At 73.0% G+C, this 13198-nt stretch carries 13 protein-coding genes; 5 read left to right on the top strand and 8 right to left on the bottom strand.

The genetic code is table 11. The annotated features are described in order from the left end of the window. Positions 1–65: 65 nt before the first annotated feature. The 4 genes from O2L01_RS18210 (at position 66) to O2L01_RS18195 (ending at position 6306) form a co-directional block, all read left to right on the top strand. Complete coding sequence (locus O2L01_RS18210; protein ID WP_270123426.1) at positions 66–1460, top strand: IucA/IucC family protein; 1395 nt, start codon at positions 66–68, stop codon at positions 1458–1460. Then, positions 1457–4105, top strand: a complete 2649-nt coding sequence (locus tag O2L01_RS18205; RefSeq protein WP_270123425.1) for an IucA/IucC family protein — start codon at positions 1457–1459, stop codon at positions 4103–4105. The genes O2L01_RS18210 and O2L01_RS18205 overlap by 4 nt, the downstream gene beginning before the upstream one ends. A 112-nt stretch (positions 4106–4217) precedes the next feature. Further along, positions 4218–5423 carry a hypothetical protein gene (locus O2L01_RS18200; protein ID WP_270123424.1) on the top strand — a complete coding sequence of 402 codons (1206 nt, stop codon included), beginning with the start codon at positions 4218–4220 and terminating at the stop codon, positions 5421–5423. 34 nt (positions 5424–5457) lie between these two features. Beyond that, complete coding sequence (locus O2L01_RS18195) at positions 5458–6306, top strand: PhzF family phenazine biosynthesis protein (protein ID WP_270123423.1); 849 nt, start codon at positions 5458–5460, stop codon at positions 6304–6306. On the opposite strand, the gene O2L01_RS18190 is transcribed toward O2L01_RS18195, so the two are convergent. Next, the gene (locus O2L01_RS18190; protein WP_270123422.1) at positions 6290–6763 is read right to left on the bottom strand and encodes a MarR family winged helix-turn-helix transcriptional regulator; all 474 of its coding nucleotides are present in this window, start codon (positions 6761–6763) and stop codon (positions 6290–6292) included. The two genes, O2L01_RS18195 and O2L01_RS18190, sit on opposite strands and share 17 nt — an antisense overlap. Positions 6764–6821: 58 nt before the next feature. Here O2L01_RS18190 and O2L01_RS18185 point away from each other — a divergent pair, with 58 nt between their 5' ends. Then, positions 6822–7199, top strand: a complete 378-nt coding sequence (locus O2L01_RS18185) for a cupin domain-containing protein (protein WP_270123421.1) — start codon at positions 6822–6824, stop codon at positions 7197–7199. 33 nt (positions 7200–7232) lie between these two features. On the opposite strand, the gene uppS is transcribed toward O2L01_RS18185, so the two are convergent. The 7 genes from uppS to O2L01_RS18150 all read right to left on the bottom strand — a co-directional run bounded on the left by uppS (position 7233) and on the right by O2L01_RS18150 (position 13153). Further along, on the bottom strand, positions 7233–8039 hold the full coding sequence (uppS, locus tag O2L01_RS18180; RefSeq protein ID WP_270123420.1) for a polyprenyl diphosphate synthase: 807 nt from the start codon (positions 8037–8039) through the stop codon (positions 7233–7235). Positions 8040–8104: 65 nt separating this feature from the next. Continuing rightward, positions 8105–8413: a hypothetical protein gene (locus O2L01_RS18175; protein ID WP_270123419.1), complete on the bottom strand. Its 309-nt coding sequence runs from the start codon at positions 8411–8413 to the stop codon at positions 8105–8107. Further along, positions 8410–8631, bottom strand: coding sequence for a hypothetical protein (locus tag O2L01_RS18170; protein WP_270123418.1), 222 nt, complete (start codon positions 8629–8631; stop codon positions 8410–8412). Before O2L01_RS18170 ends, O2L01_RS18175 begins: the two co-directional genes overlap by 4 nt. Positions 8632–8721: 90 nt before the next feature. Beyond that, positions 8722–9480 (bottom strand): MerR family transcriptional regulator, encoded by a 759-nt coding sequence (locus O2L01_RS18165; protein ID WP_270123417.1) that lies wholly within the window; start codon positions 9478–9480, stop codon positions 8722–8724. Positions 9481–9733: 253 nt separating this feature from the next. Further along, positions 9734–10480: a succinate dehydrogenase/fumarate reductase iron-sulfur subunit gene (locus O2L01_RS18160; RefSeq protein ID WP_270123416.1), complete on the bottom strand. Its 747-nt coding sequence runs from the start codon at positions 10478–10480 to the stop codon at positions 9734–9736. Next, positions 10477–12414: a fumarate reductase/succinate dehydrogenase flavoprotein subunit gene (locus tag O2L01_RS18155; RefSeq protein ID WP_270123415.1), complete on the bottom strand. Its 1938-nt coding sequence runs from the start codon at positions 12412–12414 to the stop codon at positions 10477–10479. The genes O2L01_RS18160 and O2L01_RS18155 overlap by 4 nt, the downstream gene beginning before the upstream one ends. Position 12415: 1 nt before the next feature. Further along, positions 12416–13153 (bottom strand): succinate dehydrogenase cytochrome b subunit, encoded by a 738-nt coding sequence (locus O2L01_RS18150; RefSeq protein ID WP_270123414.1) that lies wholly within the window; start codon positions 13151–13153, stop codon positions 12416–12418. Between the last annotated feature and the right edge of the window lie 45 nt (positions 13154–13198).

Raw genomic sequence — 13198 nt, 5'->3', positions numbered from 1 at the left:
AACCGCACGCTCCGTGAGCAATCGCACCCTCCACACCGGCGCTCCGCGCCAGTACAGTGCAGGCTGTGAACGCCACCGACCGATCCGCCGCCGCCCCGGGCACCGAGGCCGCCCGCCGCGCCGACGCGATCGTCGCCGACCGCCTCAAAGCCGCGGCCGCCCGCGAGCCGCTGCCCGGCCGCGCCGCAGGCCGGACCGCGGTCGAACTCGCCGCCTCGCTCGCCGCCGGATCACCGCACGCCGAACGGTTCCAGGCCGAGGTCGCGGCGGCCGTGCGCGGCACCGCGCTGGCGCTGGAAGCGGCCCGGCCCCACCCCACGGACCTGTGGGCGGGCGCCGCCGCGTTCCACGCCGACCCGAGCGTGTGGTTCGAGCAGGCGGTCCTGCTGGGGCACCCGACGCATCCGCTCGCGCGCAGCCGCGGTGAACTCACCGATGACGAGATCCGCGCGTACGCGCCCGAGCACGGGGCCCGGTTCGACCTGGGGCTCTATGCGGTCAAGGGGCTCGACGAGCCGCCGGTGTGGCTGAGCGTGTGCGGGCGGTCGGAGCAGTTGCCGGTCCACCCTTGGCAGGCCGCGCGCCACGGCCTGGCGAACCCGGTGCGGACGGCCGCCGATGCGGCGCCCCTGATGAGCCTGCGCACGGTCTCGGTGGGCGACTTCCACTTCAAGACCGCCGTCGACCTGCAGTTGACCTCGGCGGTCCGGCACGTCTCGCCCGCAGCAGTGCGCAATGGGCCGATCCTGTCGCGTCGCCTGGCCGGACCGGCCGCCGCACACGGGATCACACTGCTCGACGAGCGCGCGGCGATCGCCCGCGACCCGGACGGGGCGCCGCTGCCGCATCTGGCGGCCGTGATGCGGCGGGCCCCGCACCTGGTCGGGCATCCGCGCGCGATCCCGCTCGCGGCCCTGGCCGAGCCGTGCCCCTCCGACGGGCGCCCGATCGCCGTGGCCCTCACCGGCGACGACCCCGAAACGTGGTGGGCGGCGTTCGTCGCGGTCGCCCTCGCGCCTCTGCGGCTGTTCGCCACGACCGGCGTGGCCCTGGAGGCGCACGGCCAGAACACCCTCGCGTCGTTCACCGGGGACCGCCCGACCAGCCTGGTCTACCGGGACTTCGGCGGCGTCCGGGTCCCGCCCGAGGACTGGCCGGACCTCCTCGGCGGCCTCCCCGAACCCGATCCCGAAGCGCGGCTGACGAAACTGCTCGCCGCCCTGTTCCCCACCACGCTGACCGCGATCGTCGACGCGTTCGCCGCCTGGTCGGACACCGACCCCGGCAAATGGTGGGCCGAAGTCGCCCACGGCGTGCGCGACCTGGACCTGGAGCCGTGGATCGCGCGGGCGGTGCTGCGCGAGCCGTGGCCCATCAAGGCCACCACCGCGATGCGCCTGGCCGAGCGGCCCACCGAGGACCTCTGGGTCCGCGTCGCGAACCCGCTGGCGGCGGCGTGAACCTCGCCTCGCAGATCAAGGCCGCCGCCTGGCGCGAGAACCTCGCCGGATACCGCGACCGCCCCAGACCCGAACGCGCCGTGGAGCGGGCGTTCAACCAGCTCGACGTCGACGGGCCCGACGAGGACCCGGTCAAGACCCTCGAAGCGATCATCGCCGGGCCCGTGCCCGAGCACCTGGCCGCCGAGCTGCAGTCCGCCCGCGAAGGCCTCGCGCACGCGCGGACGCGCGCCGAACGGCGCAGCCGCCACCTCGCCGCGCTGGCGGGCCGGGCCGGGGCCGGGACCCTCGCCGAACTCGTCGCCGCGTGCGGCCGCGACGTCCATACCACGGCGCGGCTGCTCGAGACCCTGGCCACCGAAGGGCACCAACTGCATCCGTGCGCGCGGACCCGCCTCGGCTGGGACCGCCGCGACCGGGAGCGGTACGACCTGGAGGCGACCCGGCCGATCCGGATCCGGCTCGTCGCCGACCGCGCCGGCGTCCTCGAACGCTCCGGCGACGACTTCCGCAACCACCCGATGCTGCGCGGCCTGGACCTGCCCGACCCGGTGCTCCCGGTCCACCCGTGGCAGCTCGAGCACCGGATCCTCCCCGGGCACCGGGACCTGTTCGCGTCCGGGCGGCTGCGCGTCATGGACGAGACGGTCCCGGCCTGGCCCACCGCCGCCATCCGCACCCTCGCCGGGCACGACGCGCCCGGGTTCTTCAAGCTGGCGTTGGGCATCCACATCACCTCCACGCGGCGCGACATCTCCCCCGCGACCGCGCTGCTGGGCCCGCGCCTGTCCGCGCTGCTCCTCGCCGTCAACCGCATCGGCCACAACGGGCTCGAATCCGAGCACCGCATCCTCGCCGACACCGCCGGGGCCTGGCTGCCCGGCTCGCGCGACCTCACCGCGCTCGCCCGCTCCCCGCTCACCGGCATCGAACCGCGCGACCTCGTCTACGTCCCCGCCACCGCCCTCACCGCGACCTCACCGGTGACCGGGATGAGCCTCGCCGCCGAATACGCGCGGTGGTCCGGCGACCCGGACGCGTGGATCCGCGCCTACGCGCGCCTGTTCGCCCACCCGGTGCTCACCAAGGCCGAAGCCGGCATCGGCCTCGAGGCGCACCTGCAGAACAGCATCGTCGCGATGCGCGGACCCCACCCGGTCTTCCCCGTCTCCCGCGACCTCGGCGGCGCCCGCATCCACCTGCCGACCCTCCCGTGGGACCTCGAACTGCCCCAAGGCAGCCCGGTCGACGCCGCGAGCATGGACCAGGTGCGCGCGAAGGTCGCGTACACGCTGTTCCAGAACCACTTCGCGGCCCTCGTCGCCGTCCTCGAACGCGACCTCGGCCTCGACGGGGCCGCGTTCTGGGCCGACCTCGCCGACGAGCTCCGCGACCGCCTCTCGACGGCCGAAAGGGACGCCTACCTCGCCCCGCGCCAACCGACCAAAGCCCTCCTGACCATGCGCCTGCACCCGGGCGAGGAGATCGAGACCCCCGTGGACAACCCCCTCGCCACCAGCCGCATCCATGAGCACCCCACGCTCGACCGGCACGTCCGGGCCCTGCGCTCCCCCGCCAGCGCGTGGATCTACGACCCGGCCGGGACCACCGCGCACCTCGCGTCGGTGCGGGAGGCGCTGGGGCACACGGTGCTGTACGCGATGAAGGCCTGCGCGAACCCGGCGGTGCTGGCCGCCGCGGTGCTGGCCGCGGACGGCGTCGAGTGCGCCTCCGGCGGGGAGCTGGCCGCCGCCCGGGCCGCCGGGGCCGCGCGGCTGGCGTTCTCGGGTCCGGCGAAGACCCCGGCGGATCTGGCCGCGGCGGCGGCGTGCGAGGTGCCGTTGTGGATGCACGCCGAGAGCGTGCGCGAGCTCGACGGGCTCGCGGCGGCCGGGTTCACCGGGCCGGTCGCGCTGCGGGTCAACCGGGGGCGGGCGCTGCCGGGGACGCACCAGATGACGGGGGTGCCGACGCCGTTCGGCATCGACGAGGCGGAGGTGCCGGCGGCGGTCGACCGTGCGCTGGGTCTGGGGCTGGACCTGGTGGGGTTCCATCTGCACGCGGTGTCGAACTGCCTTGAGGCCGAGGCGTACGCGTGGCATGTGCGCGACGCCGTGGCGTGGTCGCGGTCGGCGGCGCGGGGTTTCGCGCTGCGGTACGTGAACGTCGGCGGCGGGCTCGGCGCGGATCCGCGCGGGTCGCGGATCGATCTGGCCGCGCTGGCCGAGGGCCTGCGGGGCGTCGAGACGGGCGGGGCGGAGCTGGTGTTCGAGCCGGGCCGGTACGTGGCGGCGCCGGCGGGCTGGTACGTGGCGGAGGTCGTGGATCTCAAGACCGTTCGGGGCCAGGCGTTCGCGGTGGTGCGGGGCGGGACGCACCATTTCCGGCTGCCGGCCGCGTGGGGGTATTCGCATCCGTTCACGGTGGTGCCCGGGCCGCGCCCGGGCCCGGTGTGGTCCGATGTGGAGGTGCGGGTGTGCGGTGAGCTGTGCACCCCGAGGGACGTCCTCAACGGCGGCCAGCGCGTGGCGTCGCTCGCCGTCGGGGACCGCCTGGTGTTCGCGAATGCCGGGGCGTACGGGTGGGAGATCTCGCACGACCGGTTCCTGGGGCATCCGGGGCCCGAGCAGGTCGTCATCGGCTGATCGGCGGATCCGCGCGCGAGTGCGGTGCGTCTACGATGAAGGGCCCGAAGCCGACGCGCCGCCTGCCTGGGCGGCGTGCTCGATCGCCTCGATCCCTCGTTGAGGAGTCCGCATGCCCAATCGGCGCCATGCCCGACGGACGCACCGCGATGCCGCGAAGCTGGCCGCTGCGGGCAACCATCAAGGCGCCCTTGCCGTCTATGCGCACGCCGAGGCGGAGTTCCGCGGCTGCCTGGCCGTGCACCCGGAGGACCGGGGGACGCGCAGCGACTTCGCGGAGCTCCTGGCCGATCGGGCGGCCTCGCACACGGCCGTGGGCGAGATCGGCGAAGCGTATGCGGCGCAGCGTGAGCGGGTGGCGATCACGGCCGGGCTGCAGGCCGGTCCGGTGGAGCACGCCGCGGCGCGATTGGACTTGTCCGAGGCGGCCGCGGGTGCGGGGCGGCTCATGACGGCCGCGACCGAGGCCGATGCGGCGCTGGGGCTGCTGGACGACGTGGACGCGGCGGATCCGGGGAGCCCGGGGTTCACGACGTTGGCGGACGCGATCGCGCGGGCCGCCCGGGTCTATGCCCGTGCCGCCGATCCGGATCTGGCGGTCGGTGCGGCCGATCAGGCCGCGCGGATGCTCATCGCCGCGCGCCATGCCGCGACGGGCGGGTTCGGCGCGGAGAGCATCGGGTTGGACGCGACGGCCGGGCTGCTGCGCGACAGCCTGCGTCTGGCCGCGGCCCTGCACGCGGCGGCCGGCCGGGCCGCGCACGCGCAGATCGCGGCCGACCTCCTCGCCCGGCACTTCCCCGGTACCGCGCCGCCGACGGCGCCGATTCCGTTGACGCTGCGCGCGGCGTTGGAGACGGCGATGCGCATGGGCGCGTTCCTCGACCCGCGCCTGATCGAGCGGCTGTGCCCGGACCCGGCCGGGCACGAGGCCCCGGCGACGATCAGCGCCCGCTGCGATCCCGGGCTCGCCGCTGTCGCGCTCCATGCCGCCGAACCGGCCGTGGACGTGCTCGCCTCGACGCATCCGAACCTCGCGTGGCGCATCGCGACCGAGGTGCACTACCTGCTCGCCGCCGCCGACCGCCTCGGCGAGCGCAACCTGCGGCTGAACTTCCGCGACCACGGGCCCGCGTGGCTGGCGATGCTCATGGCGCTCACCGCGACCGGCAAGCAGGGCCCGATCCTGGCCGACCTCGCGACGGCGCTCGCGGAGCTGTGCGACCGGCTGCGCAAGCGGCACGCGGCGGGCGACCACGAGCCGCTCGTCATCGCCGCCCACCGCTTCGTCGCGGCCTACGGGGACCGGCGGCCGTGACGGCGGTGGCGCGGGACGCGGCGGGCGGTCGGCGATGACGGGCCCGGTGGCGGTCGTCCGCGCCTGCACGCGCGCGGGCGAAGGCGGCAGTCCGACGGCCGTGCTCGCCGAGGGACCGTTCACCGACGCCGAACGGCGCGCACTCCCCGGCCGATACGGCGCTTCGCACGCGGTCTTCGTCGACACCCGCGAGACCGGGACGCTCGGGCTGCGGTTCTTCACGGCCGCAGGGGAACTGCCCGCGTGCGGCCACGGGACGATCGCCGCGCTCGCGTGGGCCGCCGACCGTACGGGCCCGGGTGCGTTCCGGCTCGCGGCGGGCGGGCGCCGCTTCGACGGCACGGTCGAGGCCAGCACTGCCGAGGCCGGCGCTGCCGGGGGCAGCGCCGAGGCGCACGCGACCGGCTACCGGGCGGCCTTCGACGTTGCCTTCGATGCCGGGCCGGTCGCCATGCGCGATCCCGGCCCGGACGAGACCGGTCCGGTCCTGGCCGCGCTGGGCGCCGACCGGGCCGCGCGCGTCGCGGGCACCGGCCGCGAACGCCTGCTCGTGCCGGTGGCGGACGTTGCCGCGCTGGCGGGTCTGGGGCCGGACTTCGGGGCGCTGCGGGCGGCGTGCGATGCGGCGGGGTACTTGGGCTGCTTCGTGTACGCGCCGGCGGCGGGGCGGTTCGCGGCGCGGATGTTCGCGCCGTCGATCGGGGTGGACGAGGATGTGGCGAACGCGAACTCGGTGGCGTGCCTCGCGGCGCACCTGGGGGTCGCGGTCGAGGTCGTGATGGGTGCGGCGCTGGGTCGTCCGGCGGTGGTCGGGGCCGAGCCGCGGGCGGGCGGGGTGTGGCTGAGCGGCGGAGCGGTCGTATGCGTCAGCGTTCGCCGTTGAACCAGCCGGGGACGTCGAGGCGGAACAGTTCGCCGGGGGCGAGGGCGCGCAGGTCGGCTTGGAGCGCGGCGAGGCGTTCGGGGCCGACGGTCTCGGCCCATTGGGCCTGGATCCGGTCGAAGCTGCGGGCGGAGACGGTGAGCATGTCGATGCCTTTGGCGGTGAGGCGCACGATCTTGCGGCGCGCGTCGCCGGGGTCGGTGGCGCGTTCGACGTAGCCCTGCTTCTCGAGGCCGGCGATGGTCTTCCCGGCGGCCTGTTTGCTGACGCCGAGGCGGACGCCGAGTTCGACGGCGGTGGTGCCGCGGGCGCCGATGGCTTGGAAGACGAAGCCGTGCATGGGTTTCACGTCCGGGTGGCCGGCCTCGGCGAGGTCGGCGTGGGCGGCGTCGATGATGGTGCGGAATGCGGCGAAGAGCTGCAGCGGGAGTTCGTATCCGGGGGTCGCCTCAGCCATGTTCGACAACCTGGTTTACTATATGGGTAACCACGTTGTCCATCTTAGGAGACTCCTCTTGCGTATCGTCCGCAGCACCGAATCCCGCCGTTCCGAGACCCCCGCCGGCGTCATGACCACCTTCGCCTCCCCCGACCTCGGCGGCGCGGCCGCGCCGATCTGGAAGGTCGAGGCCGTCGCCGGGACCGCCGGTCCCCTGCACTACATCGACGCCGAGCAGGTCTGGGCGATCCTCGACGGCGCGGTCGCCGTGACCGTCGAGGGCGAGTCCGCCGAGCTGGGCGCGGGCGACACGATCGTGATCGCCGCCGACGCGGCCCGCCAGTTCACCCCCGGCCCGGACGGCTTCACCGCGATCTGCACCGGCCCGGCCGGCATGCGCGCCTACATGCCCGGCAAGGAGGACGCGAAAATCATCCCCCCGTGGACCGCATAGGCACGGCGGCGGCCGGTCGTCCGGCCGCTCGGTTCAAGCGGCGCGTGCGGATTCCCGCCGCGCCGCTTCGGCTTGGCGGGTGAGGCGGCGCTCGGTGTAGTCGCGCAGGGCGCGCAGGAAGTCGATGTGGCGGAAGCCGGGCCAGTAGACGTCGCAGAACGAGAGTTCGGCGCCCGCGGACTGCCACAGCAGGAAGCTCGAGAGGCGCCGTTCGCCGCTGGTGCGGATGATGAGATCGGCCGCGGGCAGGTCCGGCGTGTACCGGTGGGCGCCGATGTCGGCGGCCGTCAGTCGTTCGGCGAGGTCGTCGATCGTGGCGCCTTGGGCCGCTTCGGTCTCCAGGAGGGACCGGACGGCGTCGACGATCTCGGCCTGGCCGTCGTAGCCGATCGCGACGGTGAGGTGCCCGCCGGTGCGGTCCGCGGTCGCGTCGCGCGCGGTCTCGAGGGCGTGCGCGGTCGAGTCGGGCAGGTCGTCGAGGCGCCCGGCGAGGTGCAGGCGCCACGGGTTGCCCGGGTGCATGAGGCGTTCGGCGACGATCGTCTCGATCATCGACATCAGGTGGGCGACTTCGCCGCCGGCGCGTTTGGTGAGGTTGTCGGTGGAGGCGACGTAGACGGTGACGTGGGCGATGCCGATGCCCGCGCACCATGCGAGGAGGTCGTCGAGGTGTTCGGCGCCGTAGCGGTGGCCGATGCCGGGGTCGTCGAAGCCCTGCTGCCGGGCCCAGCGGCGGTTGCCGTCCATGGCGACGGCGACGTGCGCCGGGAGCAGGTCGGCGTTGAGCTTGCGGCGCAAGCGCTTCGCGTACCAGCGGTAGAGGATTCGGGGTGCGCGCATGCGCCTCAGCCTATCGGGCGCCGCCGCGGGTGCGGCCCGATCGGGCCGCCCCTCGCCAGAGGGGCCTAGAAGCCGAAGTGACCCTCGAGCGCGAAACGCGCGGCGAAGAGCGGCGCGGTCTCGACTTCGCCGACGTGCTCGGTGAGCAGACCGGCGATCAAGGTGAAGTGGAGCGTCCATGCGATGTATCCGGGCGACGGCAGCAGGCTGTGGAGTCGCGCGGCTTGGGGCAGGTTCCCGACCATGTCGGTCAGATTGAACGGACAGACGGTCACTCGACCGATGTCGCGGTTGCTGTCCTCCGCGGAGAGCACCACGAGAAGACCGGCGGGGCGGTCGAACCAGCGATAGACCTGCCCGGGAGAGTGACTCACTTCCGGCCTTCCTGGGCGTCATCGACGCTGGACATGCCCAAGGCCGTCCAGTCGTCGACTTCCTTCTGCGGCATCGCGGCGACGACGGCGTTGCCTGCGTCGCGCAGTTCCTTGAGGTAGCGCGCCTTCACGGCCTGCTCGATGTAGGCGCTGGCGTTCCCGGACTCCGCCGCGATCTGCCAGATCTCATCGTTGACATTGATGTTGTGCCGAGTCATACACACGATCCTAGCGCATGGTCCGTGTCTACGATTCGCTGCCCGATACCGCGCCGAGCGGGGGCCCGATCGGCGCGGTCACTCGTCGGGTCAGAGGTTCGCATCGGCGTAGGCGTCCATGGCCGCTCGCATGTAGGCGGCGAAGCCGTCGGCGACCTGGTCGTAGGTGTCCTTGAAGCGCGGGTCGTCGGTGTAGAGGGCGCCGAGGCCGCGGTAGGCCTCGGCATTGGGGCCGTCGCCCCAGTGCACGGCGATGAGCCGGTAGTGGTCGGCCGTGACCGCTTGCGCCGCAGGGCCGTCGGCGGGTGCGCCCGCTTCGCGGAGGGCGTTGAGGCGGGTGTTGATGTCGTTGAAGGCCTCGGGGATCGCGCGGCGCTCCTCGGGGGTGAGGTCCTGGAGGGTGCTCCAGGCGCGTTCGACGACGGCCTGGCCCCAGCGCCGGCGGGCTTCGTCGCGGTACTGGGCCTCGGTGGCGGGGTCGAGTCCGCCGAACCAGGTTTCGGGTGCCATGGGTTGGCCTCCTTCGAGTTGTCGGATGGTCGCGGCGACGGTGGCCGCGAGGCGGTCGAGTCGGGAGCGTTCGGTGTCGAGCTCGGCGGCGTGGCGTTTGAGGGCGTCGACGGGTTCGAGGTCGCCTTCGAGGATCTCGGCGATGACGTCGAGGCGCAGGCCGAGGCGTTTGAGCAGGAGGATCTGCTGCAGCCGCAGCAGTTCGGGCCTGCCGTAGCGGCGCAGGCCGCCGTGGCCGTGGGAGGCGGGCTCGAGCAGGCCGATGGCGTCGTAGTGGCGCAGGGTGCGCGCCGAGACGCCGGCCAGGCGGGCGACCTCGGCGGTCGTCCAGACGTCCATCGTTGGCGCTCCTTCGTTCGTGGTGCGGTTACGACGGTATTGGCTGACGCTGCGTCAACCGCAAGCTCGCAGAAGAGAGACGCGGGTCACGGCCGCCTGCCGCGACCTGGCCGCGTCCGGGTCGTTGTTCTCAAGGGGCGGCATTACCCATTCACGTGGGGCGTATTTTCCCCCTGGGGTCTCCCCGCTCACGCGGGGCAGGAGAAACGAGAAGCCCCCCGGCGAACGCCGGGGGGCTTCTTTCGCGTCTGCGTCAGGCGGCGCGGATGGCGGCCTTGCGGAAGTCGCGGTTGAGCTTGCCGATCACGTCGAGCCCGATCTCCTTGGGGCACGCGGCGGCGCATTCGCCGGTGTTGGTGCACCCGCCGAAGCCGGCGTCGTCGTGGGCGGCGACCATGCCCAGCACGCGCGTGTGCCGCTCGGGCTGGCCCTGCGGCATGAGGCCGAGGTGGGCGACCTTGGCGCCCATGAAGAGCATCCCGGAGCCGTTGGGGCAGGCGGCGACGCAGGCGCCGCAGCCGATGCACGCGGCGGCGCTGAAGGCGGCGTCGGCGTCCTGCTTCGGGATCGGGACGGCGTGGGCGTCCGGGGCGGTCCCGGTCGGCGCGGAGATGTACCCGCCGGCCTGGATGATCCGGTCGAACGCGGAGCGGTCGACGACGAGGTCCTTGATGACCGGGAACGCCCCGGCCCGCCAGGGCTCGATGTCGATCTTGTCGCCGTCCTTGAACTTGCGCATGTGCAGCTGGCAGGTCGTGGTGGCGGCCTGCGGGCCGTGCGGCTGGCCGTCGATCACGAGCGAGCAGGCGCCGCAGATGCCCTCACGGCAGTCGTGGTCGAACGCGACCGGGTCCTCGCCCTCGCCGATGAGACGCTCGTTGAGCACGTCGAGCATCTCCAGGAACGAGGCGTCCTCGGAGACCTCGTCGATCTCGTAGGACACCATCTTGCCCTCGGCTTGGGCGTCGGGCTGGCGCCAGATTCGCAGAGACAGCTTCACTTGTAGCTCCGTTGGGTGGGCTTGACGTATTCGAACTCGAGGGCTTCCTTGTGGAGGACGGGCGCGTCCTCCCCGTACTCCCAGGCGGCGACGTACGAGAAGTTCGCGTCGTCGCGCTTGGCCTCGCCGTCCTCGGTCTGGGACTCGGCGCGGAAGTGCCCGCCGCACGACTCGCTGCGGTGGAGGGCGTCGATGCACATGAGCTCGCCGAGCTCGAGGAAGTCGGCGACCCGGCCGGCCTTCTCGAGCTCCTGGTTGAGCTGCTCGTTCTTGCCGGTGACCTTGACGCGGCGCCAGAACTCGTCCTTGAGGCTGCGGATGAGCCCGATGGCCTTGGTCAGGCCCTCCTCGGTGCGCTCCATGCCGCAGTACTCCCACATGATCTTGCCGAGTTCGCGGTGGAAGGAGTCGACGGTGCGGTCCCCGTCGTTGCCCAGGAAGAACGCGATGCGGTCGTCCACGGCCCGGCGGGCGGCGACGACGGCCTCGTGGTCCTCGGGGACGGCCTCGAACGGCCCGTCGGCGAGGTAGTCCGAGATCGTGTTCGGCAGCACGAAGTAGCCGTCGGAGAGGCCCTGCATGAGCGCCGACGCTCCGAGGCGGTTGGCGCCGTGGTCGGAGAAGTTCGCCTCGCCGGTCACGAACAGGCCCGGGATGTTGGAGGACAGGTCGTAGTCGACCCAGAGGCCGCCCATCGTGTAGTGCACGGCCGGGTAGATGCGCATCGGGCGCTCGTACGGGTTCTCGCCGGTGATCCGCTCGTACATGTCGAACAGGTTGCCGTACTTGGCCTCGACGGCCTTGCGGCCGAGGCGCTCGATGGCGGCGGCGAAGTCGAGGTAGACGCCGAGCCCGCCGGGGCCGACCCCGTGGCCCTCGTCGCACACGACCTTCGCGGCGCGGGAGGCGATGTCGCGGGGCACGAGGTTGCCGAAGGCCGGGTAGCGGCGCTCCAGGTAGTAGTCGCGCTCGTCCTCGGGGATGTCCGCCGGGTGGCGGTCGTCGCCCTTCTTCTTGGGCACCCACACGCGCCCGTCGTTGCGCAGCGACTCGGACATGAGCGTGAGCTTCGACTGGTGCTCGCCGGACTGCGGGATGCAGGTCGGGTGGATCTGCGTGTAGCAGGGGTTGGCGAAGTACGCGCCCTTGCGGTGCGCGCGCCAGCCGGCGGTGACGTTGCAGCCCATGGCGTTCGTCGACAGGAAGTAGACGTTGCCGTACCCGCCGGTGGCGAGGACGACGGCGTCCGCGAGCTCGGTCGAGATCTCGCCGGTGACGAGGTCGCGCACGACGATGCCGCGGGCCTTGCCGTCCACGATGACCAGTTCGAGCATCTCGTGGCGGGTGTGCAGGTCCACGGTGCCGGCCGCGACCTGGCGCTGCAGGGCCTGGTAGGCGCCCAGCAGGAGCTGCTGGCCGGTCTGGCCGCGCGCGTAGAACGTGCGCGAGACCTGCGCGCCGCCGAAGGAGCGGTTGTCGAGCAGGCCGCCGTACTCGCGGGCGAACGGGACGCCCTGGGCGACGCACTGGTCGATGATCTCGGTGGAGACCTCGGCGAGGCGGTGCACGTTCGACTCGCGGGAGCGGAAGTCGCCGCCCTTGACGGTGTCGTAGAACAGGCGGTGGACGCTGTCGCCGTCGTTGCGGTAGTTCTTCGCGGCGTTGATGCCGCCCTGCGCGGCGATCGAGTGCGCGCGCCGCGACGAGTCCTGGAAGCAGTAGTTCGCGACCCGGTAGCCGAGCTCGCCGAGCGTCGCGGCCGCGGAGGCGCCGGCGAGGCCGGTCCCGACGACGATGACGCGCAGCTTGCGGCGGTTGGCCGGGTTGACCAGGCGCCCGGAGAAGCGGCGCTTCTCCCAGCGCTCGGCGATGGGCCCGGCGGGGGCCTTGGCGTCCGCGACGGGCTCGCCGTCGCGGTAGAAGTCAGTGCTCATATCAGCTCACCAGTCCGAACGTGACCGAGATGGGGACGATGGCGAACCCCAAGACGACGATGAGGGCGACGGCCAGGCCGATCGCCTGGGTGCGCTTGCGCCACTTCGTGTCCGGGCCCGAGATGGTCTGCACGGCCGACCAGATGCCGTGGCGCAGGTGGAAGTAGAGGGCGAAGAGGGCCAGCAGGTAGAAGACGGTGACCGGCCAGCGCTCGGGGCTGAACGTGGCGACGACGGCCCCGTAGGCGTCCGGGACGTCCTTGACGGGGTTGACCGTGCGGAACGTCAGGTCCAGCAGGTGCCAGATGATGAAGAGGAAGACGACGGCGGCGCCCCAGCGCATGGTGGCGACGGCGTGTCGCGATTCGCCCTTGGCGGGCTTCTTGGACGCGTAGCGCACCGGGCGGGCGGCCAGGGCGCGGCGGGTGAGGACGACGGCCGACCAGATGTGGACGGCGGCGGCGGCGATGAGGCCGATGCGCAGGACCCACAGGAGGCTCTCGTGCGGCAGCAGGGGCTCGCCGAAGGTGCGCAGGCCGTGGGCGTAGGCGTTCATCTCTTCGCGGCCTTCGAAGACGTGCAGGTTCCCGGCCATGTGGACGATGAGGAACAGCACGAGGAGGACGCCGGAGACGGCCATGGCGATCTTGAGGCCGATGTTGGAACGCCACGGTCCCTGGGGCGCTCGGGCGCGTTTGTCCGGCCTTGCGGCGGGGCGGTTTTGCAATTCCGTAGACACGTGCAGAGGCTAGACGCGATGGGCGTCACGGGTCCAATTCATGGC

The organism is Glycomyces lechevalierae (genome assembly GCF_027622945.1).
Taxonomy (GTDB): Bacteria; Actinomycetota; Actinomycetes; order Mycobacteriales; family Micromonosporaceae; genus Glycomyces; species Glycomyces rutgersensis.
This window is presented reverse-complemented; position numbering and strand designations above follow the sequence as displayed.